Source organism: Streptomyces sp. NPDC005728 (assembly GCF_040630895.1).
Classification (GTDB): domain Bacteria; phylum Actinomycetota; class Actinomycetes; order Streptomycetales; family Streptomycetaceae; genus Streptomyces.
This window is the reverse complement of record NZ_JBEXYL010000071.1, coordinates 13,569-32,968: the sequence shown is the minus strand read 5'-3', so window position 1 is coordinate 32,968 and position 19,400 is coordinate 13,569. Positions and strand designations below refer to the sequence as shown.

The following is a 19,400-nucleotide window of genomic DNA, read 5'->3' as shown; positions in this document are numbered from 1 at the left end:
CGGCCCTCAGACGACCCGCGTAGCCCCTGCGAACGGCATCTGGTCGATGGGCGCCAGCCGGACCGGTGCCGACGGGTTCGGGGCGTGGATCATCTGGCCGTTGCCGACGTAGATGCCGACGTGGCTGATGCCGGAGTAGAAGAACACCAGGTCACCGGGCTGGAGTTCGGAGCGGGAGACCCGTCGGCCCGCGTTGATCTGGGCGTAGGTCGTGCGCGGCAGGGAGATGCCGGCCGAGCGGTAGGCGGCCTGGGCCAGGCCCGAGCAGTCGAAGGCGTTCGGGCCGGTAGCGCCCCACACATAGGGGCTGCCGAGCTTCTGGTAGGCGTAGGCGACGGCCGCCGCCGCGCGGGAGTCGGAGGCGGCGACGGTCCCCGCCTGCTCCAGGGCCGCCCGGACGTCCGAAGCCGATCGTGAGGCGTGCCCCGGAGTCGCGCCGTCGCCGGTGACCTCGGCCCGCTGCGGCGAAGTGAGCCGGGCCAGCAGCTCGCGCGCCTGAGCCAGCTTCCCGGTGATCGTCTTCTTCTGCTGCCGCAACTCCGCCTGCCGCGACCGCAGCGACTTCAGCTCGACGCGGGCGGCGCCGCGCAACTGCTCGATCTCCCGCAGCTGTTCGCGTACCCCCGCCACCGCCTTGGCCTGCCGCTCGCCGGCCCGCTCCGCGAACTCCGCCTTGTCCAGATACCGGTCGGGGTCACTGGACAACGCCAGCTGCCAGGCGGGGTCGATCCCGCCCTCGCGGTACTGGGTCGCGGCCAGCGAACCCAGCGCGTCCCGGTCCGTGTTGAGCTTCTGCTGCTTGCGGGCGGTCTCGTCGCGCAGCGAGTTCAGCCGCCGCTGGGCCGTGACCGCCTTCTCCTTCGCCCCGTTGTACGTCTCGGTGGCGGTCTCCGCCTCCTGGTACAGCTTGTCCACCTTGGCCTTCACCTGTGCCGGGGTCAGCTCCGGCGCGGCGTTGGCCGCTCCTTCGAAGGCCGTTGCGGTGGCCGCGCCCGCCAGGGCGAGGGTGGCGGCCGTGCGGGCCGTGTTCCCGCCGAGCGAGCGCTGTCGGGGCTTGCGGTGCGCTGCCACCTGGACCGTCACGTCCTTCCGTGGGACTCGTGCGACCGAGCGAGCGGTCGATGCGTCCGGCGGCGGCCCGCACAGGGGAAGCGGGCCGCCGCCGGACCTTTCTCGGCGGTGGTGGCCGACGGCCGCCCCTGGCCCGGGCGGCGGTGGGGAGCCGGTCACCTGGGGGAGGACGCTAGGCCTGCCTGTGACAGGCAGGTAACGCGGAGTGCAGAACTGGCTTTGACCGATCGAGGTGTGACCGTATGTGACCGAGATTCGAGGTCGGAGGCGTCGCCTTCACGCAGCGTGGTGACCGATGCGCGCAATGCGGGACACGCGGGAGCCGCGTGGTGCTATGGGGCGCATATATGCAAGATCCACGGATCCGGCGGCGAGCCCGGTGAAGGGAGCCTCAAGCGCCCTTCACTAGGCTCCGGGCCCATGGACGTACTCATCCATCTTTTCGTCGGCGTGCACATCATCGGCATCGCCGCGCTGCTCGGTGGTTTCCTCACCCAGATGAAGGCGATAGGCCAGGGCACAGCCCGCTTCGTCCCCGGAATGCTGCATGGCGCGCTGGCCATGCTGGGCACCGGCGTGATCCTGGTCGGCCTGAACCAGGCCGACGACCACCACGTCAACACCGTCAAGATCGGCCTGAAGCTGGCCCTGCTGATCGTGATCCTCGGGCTGGTCTACGTGAAGCGCGACGAGGAGAAGGTGGACAAGGGCGCCTTCGGGCTGGTCGGCCTGCTGACCGCGGCGAACATCTTCATCGCCGTGCTGTGGACCTGACGCTCAGCGCCGTCCGCTGATCCCTCCACGGACCGCGAGGGCCGCGCCGGCCGCGACCACCAGCCACGCCGCCACCGCCCCCCACACCAGCACCCGCCCCAGCCCCTTCAACGACCCGATGCCCAGGGCGGCCGCGACCGACAGCGTGGCCGCCCCGGTCATCCCCAGCGGGAACACCGTCGCCCACCGCCGGATGTCGTAGCGCAGCCGCGGCCGGGCCACCTCGGCGGCCAGCAGGACCACGCACAAGGCCAGATCCAGGACGAGCAGCGCGACCGTCACGTTGCGCAGCACACCCCGGTCGTCGTCGTTCCACAGGTACAGCCGCGCACTGTCGGCGGAGAGCAGCTTCGCCCCGGCCAGTGCCGAGATGCCGAGCGCTCCGCCTGCGATCCACTGGTCCCCGGCCGCCTCGAACACCTGCCGCCGATCGAAGTGCCGCAGTGCGAGGACGTAGAGCACCAGGCCCAGCCAGAACAGCACCAGCGCGGCACGCGCGAGCCATGCCGTCGTCTCGGCCGCGGCCAGCGTGGCCGCCAGCACCGCCGGCCCCTGTGTGGCCACGCAACACAGGAACACCGCTCCCGGCATGCGCCGCTTCCAGTGCCCCACGACGAGGAACAGCAGCACCGGCCACAGCACCACCGCCACCACCAGCAGCACCTCGGCCAGGGTCTGCCGGCCGAGCGCCGAGAACCGGGTGCCGAGCACCGCCGTGGCGGCGACGGCGGTGAGCGCGCCCGGACTCTCCGCCGCGGCCACCCATCGCTGCCGCTGCATCAGCAGCCGTACGAGAAAGTCGGCGGCCAGCGCCACCCAGGCGACGCAGGCCGGCCAGAGGAAGACCCGGGACAGCGTCTCGTCGCCCGTCAGGTGCAGGCCCACCGAGACGATGCCGGTCGCCATGACGGCGGCTCCTGCCGCCGGCGGACGCTCCGCCCACCACGCACGCAGACCTGAGATGCCGGGCATGCGCCCGATGCTAGGGAGCCGAGCGGGCCCGGCGAGGAGGGCACGCGCGCGTGGGGCTCGAAAAGAGGACGGTCAGGCCGGCCGGACCACGCTGTGAATGATCGATTCGCCCCCGTGGAAGACGGACTCCTCGCGGATGTACGCGCCGGGCCGCGGGGCATGGATCATCATCCCGTTGCCCGTGCAGAGGCCGACGTGGCTGTGGTCGCCGTGGAAGAAGACCAGGTCACCGGGGTGCGCGTCGGCGAGGGAGACCGGGGTGCCCGCGGCGGCCTGGTCGCGCACGGCACGGGGAAGGGTGACACCGGCGGCCTTCCAGGCGGCCTGGGTGAGGCCTGAGCAGTCGTAGGAGCCGGGGCCGCTGGCCCCGTTCACGTACGGCTTGCCGATCTGGGCGCGGGCGAAGGAGACCGCCTTCTCGGCCCTGGAGGCCTGCGCGCCCGAGGACCCGTACGACCGCGGCTCGGCCCCCTCCTGCGTCCGCTGCTCCGGCGCGGCCGGCCGAGCCTGCTCCCGGTCCGTCAGCCGGGACAGCAGCTCGCGGGCGGAGGCGAGCTTCTTCTGGACGACGGCCTTGGCGCTCTTCGGGTCACGCGGCGACGGGGTTCGGGTCTCGTCCGGCCTCCCGGCCGGCGCCTCCTGGCTCCAGACGGGGGCCGCCTCCGTGCTTCTGGCGGTCGGTGCCGCCGCGCTCCTGTCGGCCTGTGTCTCCGGGGCCCTGTCGGCCTGCGGCTCCAGGCTCCGGGCGGTCTCCTGCCGCTTCTTCACGGTCGAGGCCAGCCGGTCCATCAGCCGGTTCTGGTCGAAGTAGTCCGGCGAGGGCTCCGGCTGCTCCTGCGGCGCGTCCGCGAACAGGGTCTTCCCGCGCGGGTCTTCCCGCCGCCCCCGCTGTCGCCCGGCCCGCTCCGTGGCCTCCTCGGACCGCTCGGCCGCGGAGTCCGCCCGGCGGTACAGCTCGTCGATCTTCTTCTCGATCTCCTCCACGCTCGGCCTGCCGTCGTCGGCGGGGGCGGCCTCGGCCGTCTGGGACAGTACGGCCACGGAGGTGAAGGCGGCGGTGGCGAGGGCGGGCGTGTGCAGGCCCGGTCCGAGGGTTCCGCCGGGGCGCGGCTTGCGGTGCGACGCCAAGAGAGGCGACTCCTTCCAATGTGCCGCCTACCGAGTTAGCTGTCGGGTTCGGGCGGGTGGTTCGGAAGGGTTGCCCTACGGCGTCGTCCCGGGCGGGAGTCGGCCGATTCACCCCGGGATCGGTGGGTCCCCGGCTCCGGCTGCCACGTAGGGCGCACCGGACTCGGCGGAGGCCGCGGCGCTCGGCGACGTTCGCCGGAAGGGGGTCGTGCGGCCTGACGGCAACCTAGCCAACTCGTGTGACTCCTGTGAAGGTTGGTGTGCCATATGTCCGATACATTTCCGTGACCTGAGGCTGTTTTCATACAGGCGTGACAAGACGCTTCCGCAGCGTGAGGGCCTGATCGGCGCGGAACTGCGCGATGACCGACCGCTCGGGAGCGGTGATCAACCCTCCGGCGATCCGGCCATGTTCCCGGGGTGGCGGCCGGTTGTCGGTGCGGCGCCCTAGACTCGGAGAGCGATGAGCAGCCTCTTTGACGACAGCTTCCTGGCGGACCTCCAGCCCCCTCGCGGGCGCGAGGAGGAGCCCCCGCCGCCGCCCGAGGACGATCACGCTCCGGAGCCGCTTGCGGACGATCTGTTCGGCGGGAAGTTCGACGTGCCGCCGGACCGGGACGCGTACTACCGCGACGGCGCCCCGCGCCCCGCGATCGACGCGGCAGCGCTCCTGGAGGGGCTGAACGAGAACCAGCGCGCGGCGGTCGCCCACGCCGGCTCCCCGCTGCTCATCGTCGCCGGCGCAGGTTCCGGCAAGACCCGTGTGCTCACCCACCGCATCGCCCACCTGCTCGCCGAGCGGAACGTGCACCCGGGCCAGATCCTCGCGATCACCTTCACCAACAAGGCCGCGGGCGAGATGAAGGAGCGCGTCGAGCAGCTCGTCGGTCCGCGCGCGAACGCGATGTGGGTCATGACCTTCCACAGCGCGTGCGTCCGGATCCTGCGGCGCGAGTCGAAGAAGCTCGGCTTCACGTCGAGTTTCTCCATCTACGACGCCGCCGACAGCAAGCGCCTGATGGCCCTGGTCTGCCGCGACCTGGACCTCGACCCCAAGCGCTTCCCGCCCAAGTCCTTCAGCGCCAAGATCAGCAACCTCAAGAACGAGCTGATCGACGAGGAGGACTTCGCCGCCCAGGCCACCGACGGCTTCGAGAAGACCCTCGCCCAGGCCTACGCGCTCTACCAGTCGCGGCTGCGCGAGGCCAACGCGCTCGACTTCGACGACCTGATCATGACGACGGTCAACCTGCTGCGCGCCTTCCCGGACGTCGCCGAGCACTACCGCCGCCGCTTCAGGCACGTCCTGGTCGACGAGTACCAGGACACCAACCACGCCCAGTACGCCCTGGTGCGCGAACTGGTCGGCACGGGCGACCGCGCCGGCGAAGCAGACGTCCCCCCGAACGAGTACGACCTCCCGCCCGCCGAACTGTGCGTGGTGGGTGACGCGGACCAGTCGATCTACGCCTTCCGCGGCGCGACCATCCGCAACATCCTCCAGTTCGAGGAGGACTACCCGAACGCGACGACGATCCTGCTGGAGCAGAACTACCGCTCCACGCAGACCATCCTGTCCGCCGCCAACGCGGTCATCGAGCGCAACGAGTCCCGCCGCCCGAAGAACCTGTGGACCAATGCCGGCCAGGGCGCACGGATCACCGGCTACGTCGCCGACACCGAGCACGACGAGGCCCAGTTCGTCGCCGACGAGATAGACCGCCTCACGGACGCGGGCGAGGCAAAGTCCGGGGACGTCGCCGTCTTCTACCGCACCAACGCCCAGTCCCGTGTCTTCGAAGAGGTCTTCATCCGCGTCGGCCTGCCCTACAAGGTGGTCGGCGGCGTCCGCTTCTACGAGCGCAAGGAGGTCCGGGACGTCCTGGCCTACCTGCGCGTCCTCGCCAACCCCGAGGACTCGGTGCCGCTGCGCCGCATCCTCAACGTCCCCAAGCGGGGCATCGGCGAGCGCGCGGAGGCGATGATCGACGCCCTCTCCCAGCGTGAGAAGATCAGCTTCCCGCAGGCCCTGAAGCGCGTGGACGAGGCCTACGGCATGGCCGCGCGGTCGACGAACGCCGTCAAGCGGTTCAACGTGCTGATGGAGGACCTCCGGACGATCGTCGAGTCCGGCGCCGGACCGGCCACGGTCCTGGAGGCCATACTGGAACGCACCGGTTACCTGGCCGAGTTGCAGGCCTCGACCGACCCCCAGGACGAGACCCGCATCGAGAACCTTCAGGAACTCGCGGCCGTGGCCCTGGAGTTCGAGCAGGAGCGCGGCCAAGGCGCAGCGACATCCGGGACTGCCGCCCCGGGCGGCACGCTGTCCGACTTCCTGGAGCAGGTCGCCCTGGTCGCCGACTCCGACCAGATCCCGGACGAAGAGGACGGCGACGGCGTCATCACCCTGATGACCCTGCACACCGCCAAGGGCCTGGAGTTCCCGGTGGTCTTCCTGACCGGCATGGAGGACGGCGTCTTTCCGCACATGCGCGCCCTCGGCCAGAACAAGGAGCTGGAGGAGGAGCGGCGCCTGGCGTACGTCGGCATCACGCGCGCGCGGGAACGGCTCTACCTCACGCGGTCGGCATTGCGCAGCGCCTGGGGACAGCCGTCGTACAACCCGCCCTCCCGATTCCTGGAGGAGATCCCGGCCGCCCATGTGGAGTGGAAGCGGACGGGTGCGACCGCACCGGTGTCCTCCGGGCCGGCCTCCGGGATCGCGGCCTCGCTGTCCTCGTCCCGTTCCCGGTCGTCGGCGGCCGGCGCGTCCGGGTTCGCCACACGGCGGACCACGGAGAAGCCGGTGGTCGCCCTGGCGGTCGGGGACCGCGTGACCCACGACCAGTTCGGCCTCGGCACGGTCGTCGCGATCAAGGGCACGGGTGGGAACGCGGAGGCGACGATCGACTTCGGGGACGCCAAGCCGAAGCGGTTGCTGCTGCGGTACGCGCCGGTCGAGAAGCTGTAGACGATCTGAGCCCCGCCGGATCGATCGGCGGGGCTCGCTTCGTGCGGGCGGCTCAGGTCGGGTCCAGGCCGTGGCTGCGCAGCCACGGCAGTGGGTCTATGGCCGCCCCGCCCGCGGGCCGTACCTCGAAGTGCAGGTGCGGGCCGGTGGAGTTGCCCGAGTTGCCGGAGTAGGCGACCGGCTCGCCGGCCTTCACGGTCGTACCGGAGGCGACGCGGTAGCTGGAGAGGTGGCAGTACCAGGTCTCCGTGCCGTCCTTCGCCGTCACGATCATCATGTTGCCGTAGGCGCTGTTCCACTTGGTGGAGACGACGCCGTCGGTGGCGGACATCACCGTGGTGCCGTACGAGACCGGGAAGTCGATGCCCGTGTGCACGGACATCCAGTTCACACCGGCCTGGCCGAAGTAGGCGCTGAGCCCCCGCTGGGTGACCGGCACAGCGAACTTGGGGCGCAGGCGCTCCTTGAGCGCCGCGGCCGCGGCCGCCTTCTTCTGCTGCAGCTCCTGCTGCGCCTTCAGGTCGATGCGCTCCTGCGTACGGCTCGCCCGGTCGGCGAAGTCGTCGGCGCCGGCGGAGAGGGTCCGGAGCTGGGCGTCCAGCTTGCTGTTGGCGACGGACGGCTTCACCGCGTCCGCGTCCGGGGCGGCGGCGGTGGTGTCCTTGTCGCCGTCACCGGTCAGGCTGCCGACGGAGGCGGCGGCGATCCCCGCGACCCCCATCACACAGGCCGAGGGCACCGCGACGGTGAGCAGCGCCGACCGCTTGGGGGGCGTACGGCGCCGGGAACGCGCCGCGCTGCGGGAGCCCGCGCGGGTCGGCGGAGCCGGGGTGGCCTCTTCCTGGTCGTCGAGCAGGGACACGGCGGGCAGCTCACCCGTGTCACCCAACTCGCCGTTCCCGGCGGGGGTTTCGGCGAAATCGCCGAGTTCGGTGAATTCGGTGAATTCGCCCGGTCCGCCGTGTTCACCGTGTTCGCTGTAGGAGGTTTCCTCGTACGGAACCTGGTCGAAGGCGGCGGTCGCCTGCGGGTCGCCGACCTGCTCGAACGTGGCCGTGGCCTGCTGGTCGAACGGTTCGGCAAGCTGCTCGTGCGGCACGGCCGTGCCGTCGGAGTTCCACTGCGTGGCGTCGTACGCGCCCGTGTCGAACGTCTGGGTGCCCCACTCCCACTGCTGGGTGGGGCCGACGCCGACGGACTGGTCGGGCTGCACCCAGGCGCTCGTGTCCCACTGGCCGCTGATGTCGTTGCCCGTGGGCTGCGCGGGGACCGTCCAGGCGGTGGCGTCGTACACGCCCGAGTCGTAGGCCGCGTGGTGCTGGGCTGCGTACGGGTCGTAGTTCAGGGACTGCCCGGTGCCTGCCTGCCACTGCGTGGTGTCGTACGCGCCGCTGTGCTGCTCGCCGCCGGGGAGAGTGCCGAAGAGCGGGTCGGTGTCGAAGGCTCCGGTGTCGGTGGCGCTGCCCGCAAAACCGCTGGCGTCGTAGCCGCCGTACGTGGTGAGGTCGTCGTAGTGGGCTTCCGGTGCTCCGTACGGCGCGTAGTGCGCGGTGGAGGCGTCGGAAGCCGGAGCCGGGGTGGTCATGATCCCCGACGGGTGACGGTCGTTCACCAACTTCTCTTTCGCCTCGACAACAGGGGCTGCCAGAGCAGTGCGGCGACTGTACCCGGCGGTATACGGGCGCGACAATCTTCGGATGGTTTCGCGTTCGCCGGAAACGGGCATTCGGCCGTGTTTTGGGGGACGACGGGCGCGAGTTTGGCTTTGTGTTCGAGAGATGTTCGATGTCGGATGACGGTGAGTCACCCCTGGACCCGCTGTGCCGCGCCTGTGCGGGTGGCCTGGGTCGCCTGTCCGGCTGCTCCCCTCAGGCCACTGTCAGGCCGTCGCTGAGTCGGTCCTCGAGGTGTGCGGCGTCGAGGGCCTCGCGTATCCCGGCCGCCACGGCAGGGTGCACCGGCAGCGCGAGATGCCCGATCCCGGTCACCCGGACGTTCTGCGCATCCAGGTCGGGATGGTCGATGCAGGCCGTCTCCGGTGGGTCCATCACGGAGTCGAGGTCGCTCCAGAAGCTGACGAACCGGGTGCGGCAGCTAGGTGCGGGCCGGGTCAGCTCCTCGATCACCTCCGAGCCGGGCCGCATCTGCCGCACGATCGGATGGGCGCTGGCCAGCGGCACGGCCCGGGTACCGGAGTGCGGGGTGCCCAGCGTGACGAGCGTGCGCACCCGCAGGTCACCGCCCAGGCGCTGGATGTAGTAGCGGGCTATCAGCCCGCCGAGGCTGTGCCCGACGATGTCGACCTGGCCGCTTCGGGTGCGCTCGCAGATCTCCTCGACGTGCCGGGCCAGCAGCTCGGCCGCGGTGCGTATGTCGCAGGTCAGCGGAGAGTAGTTGAGTGATTCGACGCGCTGCCTGCCGCTGCGGGCGAGGTTGCGGCGCAGCAGGACGAAGACCGAGCGGTTGTCGATGAAGCCGTGCAGCAGGACCACCGGCGGGCCCGGCCTGCCGGGCAGCCGTGCGGCGCCGTCCGGGGCCGGGAGCGCGGGGGAGCGGCGCTCCTGGGTGAGGCCGGTCGGGTACAGCAGCAGGTGACCGGCCAGGATCGCCGCCTCCAGCGCGGTCGCCTTGAGGAGGGTGATGGACAGTTCGGCCAGTCTGCCGGGCCACAGGCGCCGGTAGAACGGGAGGAAGAGTGGCAGTACCCCGGTGACCTTCATGGGCCGACCTCCTGTCGGCACGCGGGGAGACGGCTCGATCCCCCGTGTGCCCTCATGTCCCACCGTGTGATTTCCCCCTCGCTCCGCGCCGTAAAACCGCCGGTTGCGGGATGCTGGAGATAACGTTCGTTCACTTCCTGAGGGTGGCGGAACGTGCCAGATATGCGGTACTTGTCGGTACGGACGGAAGCGGTCGCTTCCGCGGTCGCTTGTTGGAGGCAGTGATGGGTGTGGCAGCCGGCCCGATCCGCGTGGTGGTGGCCAAGCCGGGGCTCGACGGCCACGATCGCGGGGCCAAGGTCATCGCGCGGGCGCTGCGCGACGCCGGTATGGAGGTCATCTACACCGGGCTTCACCAGACGCCGGAACAGGTCGTCGACACCGCCATCCAGGAGGACGCCGACGCGATCGGCCTGTCCATCCTCTCGGGGGCCCACAACACCCTCTTCGCCGCGGTCATCGACCTCCTCAAGGAGCGTGACGCCGCGGACATCCTCGTCTTCGGCGGCGGCATCATCCCCGAGGAGGACATCGCTCCGCTGAAGGAGAAGGGGGTCGCGGCGATCTTCACGCCGGGCGCGACCACCACGGCGATCGTGGAGTGGGTGCGGGAGAACGTGCGACAGCCGGCTGCCTCCGGTGGCTGAACGACCGCCTCCGGCGCTTGAGCGACTGCCTCCGGCGCCTGAGCCGATGGTGCGCTGAGCCGATGGTGCGCTGAGCTGTGGTGGGCGGTCACCGGGGGCTGCCGTCCCCAGCCCCCGCTTCTCAATCGCCGGACGGGCTCCTCCTGCCGGCCGGTGCCAACTCGTCGGCCATCGCCGCCCGCAGCCTCAGCGTGGCCATGAGCCGCTGGAACGCCTCCGCCCAGTACCCGCCGGCCCCCGGCGACGCGTCCTCCCGCTCGTCGGGTATCGCCAGCAGGCCGTCCAGGCGTGCGGCCTCCGCCGGGTCCAAGCAGCGCTCGGCCAGACCCATCACCCCGCTGAAGCTCCAGGGGTAACTGCCCGCGTCCCGGGCGATGTTGAGGGCGTCCACCACGGCCCGGCCGAGCGGGGCGGCCCAGGGGACCGCGCACACCCCGAGCAGCTGGAACGCCTCCGACAGGCCGTGCGTCGCGATGAATCCGGCCACCCACTCGGCCCGCTCACCGGCCTCCAGCGCGGCCAGCAGCTTCGCCCGCTCCGCCAGGGACACCGCTCCGGGTCCGCCGGCCTCCGGTGCCGAGGGTGCCCCGAGCAGCGCCCTGGACCACGTGGCGTCCCGCTGCCGCACCGCCGCCCGGCACCAGGCCGCGTGCAGCTCGCCCTGCCAGCCGTCGGTCACCGGCAGCGCCACGATCTGCTCCGGGGTACGCCCGCCGAGCCGGCCCGGCCAGGTGCCGAGCGGTGCCGCCTCGACCAACTGGCCCAGCCACCACGACCGTTCTCCCCTGCCCGCGGGAGGTTTGGCCGCCACGCCGTCCCGCTCCATGCCCGGGTCGCACTCGGGCGGGGCCTCCACGACGATCGCGGGCGAGTCGCCCGTGCGGTCGACGGCCACACAGGCCGAGGCCCGCACCGCCATCCGCGCGGCGAGCGCCGAGCCCGGCAGCGCGGACAGCAGCTCCGCCGCCGTCGCCCGGACGTTGCGGCTGCGATCTCCCAGGGCCTGCTCCAGGAACGGCTCGTCCCCGGGGGACAGCCCCGTGCGCAGGGAGTCGAGGAACATCAGCCGGTCCTCCGCCCGCTCCGTCGCCCAGGTCGCCGTCAGCAGCTCCCGGGCGAACGCGGGCGTACCATCGCGCAGCGCCGCCAGCAGGGCGACCCGCTCGGCGAACAGGCCCTCCTGCCACAGCCGCTGCACCGCCTCGCCGTCCTCGGGGTCGGGCAGCGCCGTTCCGCCGCCCGGCGCCGAACGCCGGGCGAACCGCCAGTCCTGGTTCAGCCCAGCCAGCCACAGGGCGCGCGGCCCGGCGAACGCCAGCGCCGCCGGCCGCAGGTCGGTCCGGCCCCGGGCGGCGTCCAGCAGCGCGGGCAGGGCCTGCGGAGGTGCCGCGTACCCGTGGGCGTTGGCCGCCGCGAGCCACTGCGGGAGCAACTCCATGAGGTCCGGCGCGCTGCCCCGTCTGCCACCGCCGCCGCTGCGGTCCGCCAGCAGCATCGCGAGCCGGCGCGCCGCGGCGGCGGGCAGCACCGGGCGCGGATCCTCTGGCGCGGGCTCCGGCCGCCGCGCAGCCGGCCCGGCCCGCAGCCCCGCACGCCGCCGCACGGTGGCCACGGCGGCAGCGTCCAGCAGCGCGACGGGGGCTTCCCGCCCGGGCACGGACCTCGCCGAGGGGCGCCGTTCGGTGCCGAGAAGGGCGGTGGTGACGAGGTCTTCCCAGGAGGATGGGGTCAGGGCCTGGCCATCCGCCGCGGTCGAGGTTCCGTTCAACACGATCCCTTGCCTTTCCCTTCGTGCTCTTCGTGTTCTTCGTTCCCCTTGTGTCCTTCGTGTCCCTGAGAGATCGGCCCGGTCAGCACAACGTCACCGGATCGCCAGGGCCCTGCGGCCATGCCGTCAGCGGGGTGAAGCCGCGGTGGCCGCACTCGCCGAAGACGGTGACGGGGGCGCCGCCGGAGAGGGCGATCAGGCGCCACAGGCCCGGGCGGGAGTGAGGGGCCGGTGTGAGCGGGAGCGCCGAGTCCGTGTCGGCGTCGGCCAGTTGCCAGGCGCCCGGCTCCGCCGCCGGTGTCGGTATGACGCGGTCCAGTGTGACCGGGACCGAGTCCAGCCAGGGGTCCTCGCGCAGGGCCTCGCCGTAGCGGGCCGCCGCCTGTGCCGTGGTCGCTCCCGGCGGGCGGAGTGCCGCGGGCGCGGGCGGGGCGTACTGCTCGCCGAGGGCCGCCCGCACCTGTCCGGCGCCGGGGAACACGGACAGCTCGGCCTCCAGCGCCAGGCCCACCGGCAGGGACAGCTCCGGCGCCCGGCCCGCCGCGCCGTAGGAGAGGAGCAGTCGGGTGTGGCCCGACTCGGACCCGTGGAGCCAGATCCGGCGCGTCGTCAGTTTCGGGTCGGCCGTGTCGTACTGGGCGAGGACCAGCCAGCGGTCGCGCACCGGCGGGCCGTCCGCCGGGGCGGGCAGGCCGAGCCGGGAGCGGACCGTGGCCGCGAGGGCGTCCGGCAGCCGCTCGCGGTGCAGCCAGCCCAGGTCCAGGAGGTGGAGGAGCGCGCACTCCTCCAGCAGCCGTGCCGGCCAGCCGGGCCCGGAAGCCGGTATCGCCCCCAACTCCCGCACCCGGGCAGCCAGTCCCGGGGCCTGGGCGTCGACCATGCGGGCCGCCGTCTCGTCCCACATCCCGTACCCGGTCTGTTCGGCCGAGGCCAGGCCGCCGCGCAGCAGGTCCGCCAGGCGCTGCTCCAGCTCCGTCGCCCCCGCCGTGACCCGCTCGGCCCGGCGCTCCGCCCGGCGCCGCGCCGCCTCCGGATCAGCGGACCCGGGCGCGGAACTCCCGCCGCCCTCCGACCGTTTGCTCTCCGCACGCCTGCGTCTGCCCGAGAGCCACTGCTCGGCCCAGTCCGGCGGCTCGGCCACCACCGGCACCGCGCCGTCTTCCGCCGCCCACAGCAGGAGCAGTCCGAGGGCGTGCTTGCACGGGAACTTCCGGCTCGGGCAACTGCACTTGTATGCCGGCCCGGCCCCGTCCGCGAGGTCCACCACCGTCTGGTACGGCCTGCTGCCACTGCCCTTGCACAGCCCCCACACCGTCCCCTCTCCGCTGCCTGCCTCGGACCACGGTCCGGCGGCGCCCAGCTTGCTTCCCGCTTTGCGTGACGAGGCGTCAGGCGCCAGTGCCAGCACCTGCTCCGCGGTCCAGCGCACCCCCTGCTCAGTCATGCCAACGACGGTAGATCCCCCCACTGACAATCCACCCTGCGAGCACGTGTGTGCAGGTCAGAGCGATTGTCAGTGGCGTGGTGCACGGTTGGTGCCAGATCCGAACCGGCCGAGCTGGAGGGGGCCTCAGCCATGACTGTGTCCGTGGAACCGACGTCCGTCGAAGCGAGCGGGAGCAAGGATTCGCAGGCGCTGCGACCGCATGCCGAGCATGCCTTCGCGGCCGAACTCGCCGCGCTGGCCGCCCAGGACGACCGCCCGCGTCCGGAGCGCTGGAAACTGTCGCCGTGGGCGGTGGCGACCTACCTGCTCGGCGACACCCTGCCGGACGGCACGGTGATCTCGCCGAAGTACGTGGGCCCGCGCCGCATCGTCGAGGTCGCCGTCACCACGCTCGCCACCGACCGCGCCCTGTTGCTGCTCGGGGTACCCGGCACGGCCAAGACCTGGGTGTCGGAGCACCTGGCGGCAGCCGTGAGCGGCGACTCGACCCTGCTGGTGCAGGGCACGGCGGGCACGCCGGAGGAGGCGATCCGGTACGGCTGGAACTACGCGCAGCTGCTCGCGCACGGCCCCAGCCGTGACGCCCTCGTGCCCGGCCCCGTCATGCGGGCCATGGCCGAGGGCATGACGGCCCGGGTGGAGGAGCTGACCCGCATCCCGGCCGACGTGCAGGACACGCTGATCACGATCCTGTCCGAGAAGACCCTGCCGATCCCCGAGCTGGGCCAGGAGGTGCAGGCCGTCCGCGGCTTCAACCTCATCGCCACCGCCAACGACCGCGACCGCGGGGTCAACGACCTCTCCAGCGCGCTGCGCCGCCGCTTCAACACCGTGGTGCTGCCGCTTCCGGAGAGCGCGGACGCCGAGGTCGACATCGTCACGCGCCGTGTCGAGCAGATCGGCCGCTCCCTCGACCTGCCGGCCGTGCCCGACGGCATCGACGAGATCCGCCGGGTCGTGACGGTCTTCCGCGAGCTGCGCGACGGCATGACCGCCGACGGCCGCACGAAGCTGAAGTCGCCGAGCGGCACGCTGTCCACCGCCGAGGCGATCTCCGTCGTCACGGGCGGCCTGGCTCTCGCGGCCCATTTCGGCGACGGCGTGCTGCGCTCGGGCGACGTCGCCGCGGGCATCCTCGGCGCCGTCGTCCGCGACCCCGCGGCCGACCGGGTGATCTGGCAGGAGTACCTGGAGACGGTCGTCCGCGAGCGCGACGGCTGGAAGGACTTCTACCGGGCCTGCCGGGAGGTGAGCGTGTGAGCGACGACTCCACGCACGACCCCACGCGGCACAGGGCCCGGGCGATCGGGCCGCTGCTGCTCGGCGTGCGCCACCACGGGCCCGGCTCCGCGCGCGCGGTGCGGGCCGCCCTGGACGCCGCGCGGCCCGGCGTCGTACTGATCGAGGGGCCGCCCGAGGCCGACGTGCTGGTCCCGTTGGCCGCCGACCCGGACATGCGGCCCCCGGTCGCGCTGCTCGCCCATGCCCTGGACGAGCCCGGCCGCTCGGCGTTCTGGCCGCTGGCCGAGTTCAGCCCCGAGTGGGTGGCGCTCCGCTGGGCCCTCGAACAGGGTGCCCCGGCCCGCTTCATCGACCTGCCCGCCACGCACACGCTGGCCTGGGACACCGAGGCGGAGGCGCCGTCCGAAACGGGCACCGAGGACGAGTCGGGTGCTGTGCGGGGCCTGCAGGTGGACCCCCTCGCCGTGCTCGCCGAGACCGCCGGATACGACGACCCCGAGCGCTGGTGGGAGGACGTCGTCGAGCACCGGGGCCCGGGGCAGCGGGACCCCTTCGCGCCGTTCGCCGCGCTGGAGGAGGCCATGACGGCGCTGCGGGAGCGGTACGGCGTCGGCGGGCGGCCCCGCGACCTGGTGCGGGAGGCCCATATGCGGCTCCAGGTGCGCGCAGCGCGCAAGGAGTTCGGGGATGGGGTGGCCGTCGTGTGCGGGGCGTGGCACGTGCCCGCGCTGCGGGAGAAGACCGCCGTCACCGCCGACCGGGCACTACTGAAGGGGCTGCCCAGGACCAAGGCCGACCTGACCTGGGTGCCGTGGACGCACCGCAGGCTGGCCAGGTCGAGCGGGTACGGCGCGGGGATCGACTCGCCGGGCTGGTACGGCCATCTGTTCCGGGCGCAGGACCGGCCGGTCGAGCGGTGGCTGACCAAGGTGGCGGGGCTGCTGCGCGCGGAGGACCGGATCGTCTCCTCCGCGCATGTCATCGAGGCGGTACGGCTCGCCGGGACCCTCGCGGCCATGCGCGGCCGGCCGCTGCCCGGCCTGAGCGAGACCACCGACGCCGTGCGGGCGGTGATGTGCGACGGCTCGGACGTACCGCTGGCGCTGGTGCACGACCGGCTGGTGGTCGGGGACGTGCTGGGGGAGGTCCCGGAGGCGGCGCCGGCGGTGCCGTTGCAGCGCGACCTGGCCCGGGAGCAGCGTCGGCTGCGGCTCAAGCCGGAGGCGCTGGAGCGCGAGCTGGAGCTGGACCTGCGCAAGGAGACCGACGCCGGCCGCAGCAGGCTGCTGCACCGGCTGCGGCTGCTCGGCGTCGGCTGGGGCGAGCCGGCCGAGTCGCGGGGGAGCACGGGCACCTTCCGGGAGACCTGGCGGCTGCGCTGGGAACCGGAGCTGTCGGTGCGGCTCGCCGAGGCGGGGGTGTGGGGGACGACCGTGCTCGCTGCGGCCACGGCCAAGGCGGAGGCGGAGGCGACCACCGCGGGCGCCCTCGCCGAGGTCACCGCGCTCGCCGAGCACTGTCTGCTCGCCGGGCTGCCGGACGCGCTGCCCGTGGTGATGAGGGTGCTCGCCGACCGGGCGGCCCTGGACACAGACGTCGGCCATCTCGCCCAGGCGCTGCCGGCCCTGGTCCGCTCCCTGCGCTACGGCGACGTGCGCGGCACCGGCACCGCAGCCCTGGCCGGTGTCGCCGCGGGCCTGGCGGAGCGGGTCTTCGTCGGACTCCCTCCGGCCTGCGCCGCCCTGGACACGGACGCGGCGGAGGAGATGCGCGGCCATGTCGACACCGTGCACGGCGCCGTGGGGCTCCTGGCGGAGACCCTCACCGGCACGCCGGACACCCGCCACGGAGACCTGCGCGGCCGCTGGCGCTCCGTGCTGCGGACCCTGGCCCTGCGGGACACCGTGCCCGGTGTCGTACGGGGGCGGGCCGTTCGGTTGCTGCTGGACGACGGCGAGCTGGGGCCCGAGGAGGCGGCCCGGCTGATGGGCCTGGTGCTCTCTGCGGGCACACCACCCGCCGACGCGGCCGCCTGGATCGAGGGCTTCGTCGGCGGCGGGGGCGGCATGCTGCTGGTGCACGACGAGCGGCTGCTCGGCCTGGTCGACGCCTGGCTGACCGGGGTCCCGGCGGAGGCGTTCACCGACGTACTGCCGCTGCTGCGGCGCACGTTCTCGGCGTACGAGCCCGGGGTGCGCAGAACTCTCGGCGAACTCGTGCGGCGCGGGCCCGGAGACAACAGCGGCCCGGCCGGCCCGGCGGCAGGACTGCCCGGCTTCGCCGCGGAACCGGACACCGAGCGCGCGGACGCCGTGCTGCCGGTGCTGCGGCTGCTGCTCGGCCTGGACGAGGGGCAGGAGCGCGAGATACCTCACGACAACAGCCTTGCGGGGGTGGGCACATGACAACCAAACGGATGCCGGCCGAGACCGCCGTCGCCGGTCCCGCCGACCCCGCACAAGAGCGGCTGCGGCGCTGGCGGCTGGTGCTCGGCGGCGACCAGGCCGACGGCACCGGATGCGCCCTGTCCGGCCGGGACGCGGCGATGGACGGTACCCTCGCGGCGCTGTACGGCAAGAGGGACAAACCGCAGACCGGACGGGACCGTTCGGCGGGGCTCGGGGTGTCGGCGCCGTCGGTGGCGCGCTGGCTCGGGGACATCCGCACCTACTTCCCCTCCTCCGTCGTCCAGGTCATGCAGCGCGACGCCATCGACCGGCTCGGGCTGGCCTCGCTGCTGCTGGAACCGGAGATGCTGGAGGCGGTGGAGGCCGACGTCCACCTGGTCGGCACGCTGCTCTCGCTCAACAAGGCGATGCCGGAGACGACGAAGGAGACGGCACGGGCGGTCGTGCGCAAGGTGGTCGAGGACCTGGAGAAGCGGCTCGCCACCCGCACCCGGGCCACCCTCACCGGCGCCCTGGACCGCAGCGCGCGCGTCAGCCGGCCGCGCCACCACGACATCGACTGGAACCGCACCATCGCGGCCAACCTCAAGCACTACCTGCCCGAGCAACGCACGATCGTGCCGGAACGGCTCATCGGGTACGGGCGGGCGGCGCAGTCCGCGAAGAAGGAGGTCATCCTCTGCATCGACCAGTCCGGTTCGATGGCGGCGTCCGTGGTCTACGCGTCCGTGTTCGGGGCGGTGCTCGCCTCCATGCGGTCCATCAGCACCCGGCTGGTCGTCTTCGACACCGCGGTCGTGGACCTCACCGACCAGCTGGACGACCCCGTCGACGTCCTCTTCGGCACCCAGCTCGGCGGCGGCACGGACATCAACCGGGCCCTCGCCTACTGCCAGTCGCAGATCACCCGACCCGCCGAGACGGTGGTCGTGCTGATCAGCGACCTGTACGAGGGCGGCATACGCAACGAGATGCTCAAGCGGGTCGCAGCGATGAAGGCGTCCGGGGTGCAGTTCGTGACGCTGCTCGCGCTGTCGGACGAGGGAGCGCCCGCATACGACCGTGAGCACGCGGCGGTGCTCGCGGCGCTCGGCGCACCGGCCTTCGCCTGCACGCCCGACCTGTTCCCGGAGGTGATGGCGGCGGCGATCGAGAAGCGGCCGCTGCCGATACCGGACACCGTGTGACGCAGGGCCGGAAAAGGGACATGACTACCCATCGGTAACAGGGGGGTTGCGCTACCTCGGGCCGACCGTGCGAGGATCGAAGCCCCGCCCTTGTCCCCGCCCCGGCTCACGTCTCCGCCGTGCCGACCCGAGGAAGTCTTCTCTTCTTGATGCTGTCAGCCGCTCCGTTGGGTACCGCTGTGCGCGTGCTGCGTACGGCGGCCGGACGACGTGCGCTGCAACTGGCCCTGCTGGTCGGCGGGTTGTTCGTGCTCGGGTTCCTCTGCGGGGAGCAGGCCCACGCGGCCGAGGGGACGCCGGTGGCACCGGTGATCTCGCCGGGCCCGGCGGCCACGCAGGGCAACGGGGTACCAACCGTCACCGAACGGGTCGTCACCCCCGTCGGGGACGTCGTGCAGACGGCCTCCGACGCCCTCGGGGAGACGCGGGCCGAGGCCCCGAAGTTCCCGACGCTGCCCGCCGCGCCCTCCGTGCCGTTGCCGGAACTCCCCGGAGCCGCTGAGCTGCCCGTGCATCCGTTGCCCACGCCGGGCACCCCGGCACCCGGGCAGGACCGGCACGGCAGCGCGGCACCGGTGCAGGGACCGGCGGCGGGCCACGGCGACCGGGCCCGAGCGGAAGCCCGTACCGCCGTACCCGCGCGGTCTTCGGCCGCGTACGGACCGGACTTCGTGGTCCCCGCTCACTCCCGCCCGGCCGTGGCGCACATCTCCGCACACGGTGCTTCCGCGCCCGTCGGCGCCCCCGCCCAGCAGGCGCCCACCGGGGACCCGGACGGCGCGCTCGGCAAGCAGGCCGCCGACGGCTCCGCATCCCGCCACGGTGACGCCCATGCCGTCACCCCTGACGGGCGGGCGCCCCTGAGGCTCCTGCCCGGCACCGCCGCGCGCGTCGACGCGCCCGGGACCCGGGAGCGGCACCGGGACATCCCGGTCTTCCCCGGCTAGGCCACAGGGCCGACCTCCCCGCCACGGACCTGCCGCGCGGGGGCGGAACAGGTCTGCCCGCTCCGCCGGACCCCGCCGGCCTCTCCGGCGCGCTCCCGACGGAACCTCCCTAGCC

Annotated in this window: 14 protein-coding genes and 1 riboswitch; of the genes, 7 read left to right on the top strand and 7 right to left on the bottom strand. The window is 72.9% G+C overall.

Going from position 1 to position 19,400, the window contains the following annotated elements:
* Positions 1-6: 6 nt before the first annotated feature.
* Positions 7-1,071 (bottom strand): NlpC/P60 family protein, encoded by a 1,065-nt coding sequence (locus tag ABZ471_RS34590; RefSeq protein WP_359072133.1) that lies wholly within the window; start codon positions 1,069-1,071, stop codon positions 7-9.
* A gap of 420 nt (positions 1,072-1,491) precedes the next feature.
* Between ABZ471_RS34590 and ABZ471_RS34585 the strand changes: the two genes are divergently transcribed.
* The gene (locus ABZ471_RS34585) at positions 1,492-1,845 is read left to right on the top strand and encodes a hypothetical protein (protein WP_359072110.1); all 354 of its coding nucleotides are present in this window, start codon (positions 1,492-1,494) and stop codon (positions 1,843-1,845) included.
* Between the two features lie 3 nt (positions 1,846-1,848).
* On the opposite strand, the gene ABZ471_RS34580 is transcribed toward ABZ471_RS34585, so the two are convergent.
* Both ABZ471_RS34580 and ABZ471_RS34575 read right to left on the bottom strand, forming a co-directional pair.
* Positions 1,849-2,817: a tellurite resistance/C4-dicarboxylate transporter family protein gene (locus ABZ471_RS34580; RefSeq protein ID WP_359072109.1), complete on the bottom strand. Its 969-nt coding sequence runs from the start codon at positions 2,815-2,817 to the stop codon at positions 1,849-1,851.
* Positions 2,818-2,889: 72 nt separating this feature from the next.
* The gene (locus ABZ471_RS34575) at positions 2,890-3,945 is read right to left on the bottom strand and encodes an NlpC/P60 family protein (RefSeq protein ID WP_359072107.1); all 1,056 of its coding nucleotides are present in this window, start codon (positions 3,943-3,945) and stop codon (positions 2,890-2,892) included.
* 7 nt (positions 3,946-3,952) lie between these two features.
* Positions 3,953-4,124: riboswitch (cyclic di-AMP (ydaO/yuaA leader) on the bottom strand.
* Positions 4,125-4,408: 284 nt separating this feature from the next.
* On the opposite strand from ABZ471_RS34575, the gene pcrA reads away from it, so the two are divergent.
* A complete protein-coding gene (gene pcrA, locus ABZ471_RS34570) occupies positions 4,409-6,919 on the top strand; it encodes a DNA helicase PcrA (RefSeq protein WP_359072105.1) in 2,511 nt (836 codons plus the stop codon).
* Between the two features lie 52 nt (positions 6,920-6,971).
* Here the strand turns inward: pcrA and ABZ471_RS34565 are convergent, their stop codons facing one another.
* Together ABZ471_RS34565 and ABZ471_RS34560 are read right to left on the bottom strand one after the other, a co-directional pair.
* The gene (locus ABZ471_RS34565; RefSeq protein ID WP_359072104.1) at positions 6,972-8,531 is read right to left on the bottom strand and encodes a M23 family metallopeptidase; all 1,560 of its coding nucleotides are present in this window, start codon (positions 8,529-8,531) and stop codon (positions 6,972-6,974) included.
* A gap of 256 nt (positions 8,532-8,787) precedes the next feature.
* Positions 8,788-9,639 (bottom strand): alpha/beta fold hydrolase, encoded by an 852-nt coding sequence (locus tag ABZ471_RS34560; protein WP_359072102.1) that lies wholly within the window; start codon positions 9,637-9,639, stop codon positions 8,788-8,790.
* A gap of 224 nt (positions 9,640-9,863) precedes the next feature.
* Between ABZ471_RS34560 and ABZ471_RS34555 the strand changes: the two genes are divergently transcribed.
* A complete protein-coding gene (locus ABZ471_RS34555) occupies positions 9,864-10,286 on the top strand; it encodes a cobalamin B12-binding domain-containing protein (protein WP_359072101.1) in 423 nt (140 codons plus the stop codon).
* Between the two features lie 121 nt (positions 10,287-10,407).
* Here the strand turns inward: ABZ471_RS34555 and ABZ471_RS34550 are convergent, their stop codons facing one another.
* Positions 10,408-12,057: a DUF5691 domain-containing protein gene (locus tag ABZ471_RS34550; protein ID WP_359072099.1), complete on the bottom strand. Its 1,650-nt coding sequence runs from the start codon at positions 12,055-12,057 to the stop codon at positions 10,408-10,410.
* A gap of 79 nt (positions 12,058-12,136) precedes the next feature.
* On the bottom strand, positions 12,137-13,498 hold the full coding sequence (locus ABZ471_RS34545) for an SWIM zinc finger family protein (RefSeq protein WP_359072098.1): 1,362 nt from the start codon (positions 13,496-13,498) through the stop codon (positions 12,137-12,139).
* 132 nt (positions 13,499-13,630) lie between these two features.
* Between ABZ471_RS34545 and ABZ471_RS34540 the strand changes: the two genes are divergently transcribed.
* The 4 genes from ABZ471_RS34540 (at position 13,631) to ABZ471_RS34525 (ending at position 19,285) form a co-directional block, all read left to right on the top strand.
* Positions 13,631-14,761, top strand: coding sequence for an AAA family ATPase (locus tag ABZ471_RS34540; protein ID WP_359072097.1), 1,131 nt, complete (start codon positions 13,631-13,633; stop codon positions 14,759-14,761).
* Entirely contained in the window at positions 14,758-17,148 is a 2,391-nt protein-coding gene (locus tag ABZ471_RS34535) for a DUF5682 family protein (RefSeq protein ID WP_359072096.1), read from the top strand. Before ABZ471_RS34540 ends, ABZ471_RS34535 begins: the two co-directional genes overlap by 4 nt.
* Positions 17,145-18,338 carry a VWA domain-containing protein gene (locus ABZ471_RS34530; RefSeq protein ID WP_359072094.1) on the top strand — a complete coding sequence of 398 codons (1,194 nt, stop codon included), beginning with the start codon at positions 17,145-17,147 and terminating at the stop codon, positions 18,336-18,338. Before ABZ471_RS34535 ends, ABZ471_RS34530 begins: the two co-directional genes overlap by 4 nt.
* A gap of 185 nt (positions 18,339-18,523) precedes the next feature.
* Positions 18,524-19,285, top strand: a complete 762-nt coding sequence (locus ABZ471_RS34525; protein WP_359072093.1) for a hypothetical protein — start codon at positions 18,524-18,526, stop codon at positions 19,283-19,285.
* Positions 19,286-19,400: the final 115 nt, after the last annotated feature.

Excerpts from the sequence above, each read along its gene's own strand:
- ABZ471_RS34530 (WP_359072094.1), top strand. The coding sequence starts at position 17,145 with ATGACAACCAAACGGATGCCGGCCGAGACCGCCGTCGCCGGTCCCGCC.
- ABZ471_RS34545 (WP_359072098.1), bottom strand. The coding sequence starts at position 13,498 with ATGACTGAGCAGGGGGTGCGCTGGACCGCGGAGCAGGTGCTGGCACTG.
- ABZ471_RS34555 (WP_359072101.1), top strand. The coding sequence starts at position 9,864 with ATGGGTGTGGCAGCCGGCCCGATCCGCGTGGTGGTGGCCAAGCCGGGG.
- ABZ471_RS34585 (WP_359072110.1), top strand. The coding sequence starts at position 1,492 with ATGGACGTACTCATCCATCTTTTCGTCGGCGTGCACATCATCGGCATC.
- pcrA (WP_359072105.1), top strand. The coding sequence starts at position 4,409 with ATGAGCAGCCTCTTTGACGACAGCTTCCTGGCGGACCTCCAGCCCCCT.
- ABZ471_RS34580 (WP_359072109.1), bottom strand. The coding sequence starts at position 2,817 with ATGCCCGGCATCTCAGGTCTGCGTGCGTGGTGGGCGGAGCGTCCGCCG.
- ABZ471_RS34540 (WP_359072097.1), top strand. The coding sequence starts at position 13,631 with ATGACTGTGTCCGTGGAACCGACGTCCGTCGAAGCGAGCGGGAGCAAG.
- ABZ471_RS34560 (WP_359072102.1), bottom strand. The coding sequence starts at position 9,639 with ATGAAGGTCACCGGGGTACTGCCACTCTTCCTCCCGTTCTACCGGCGC.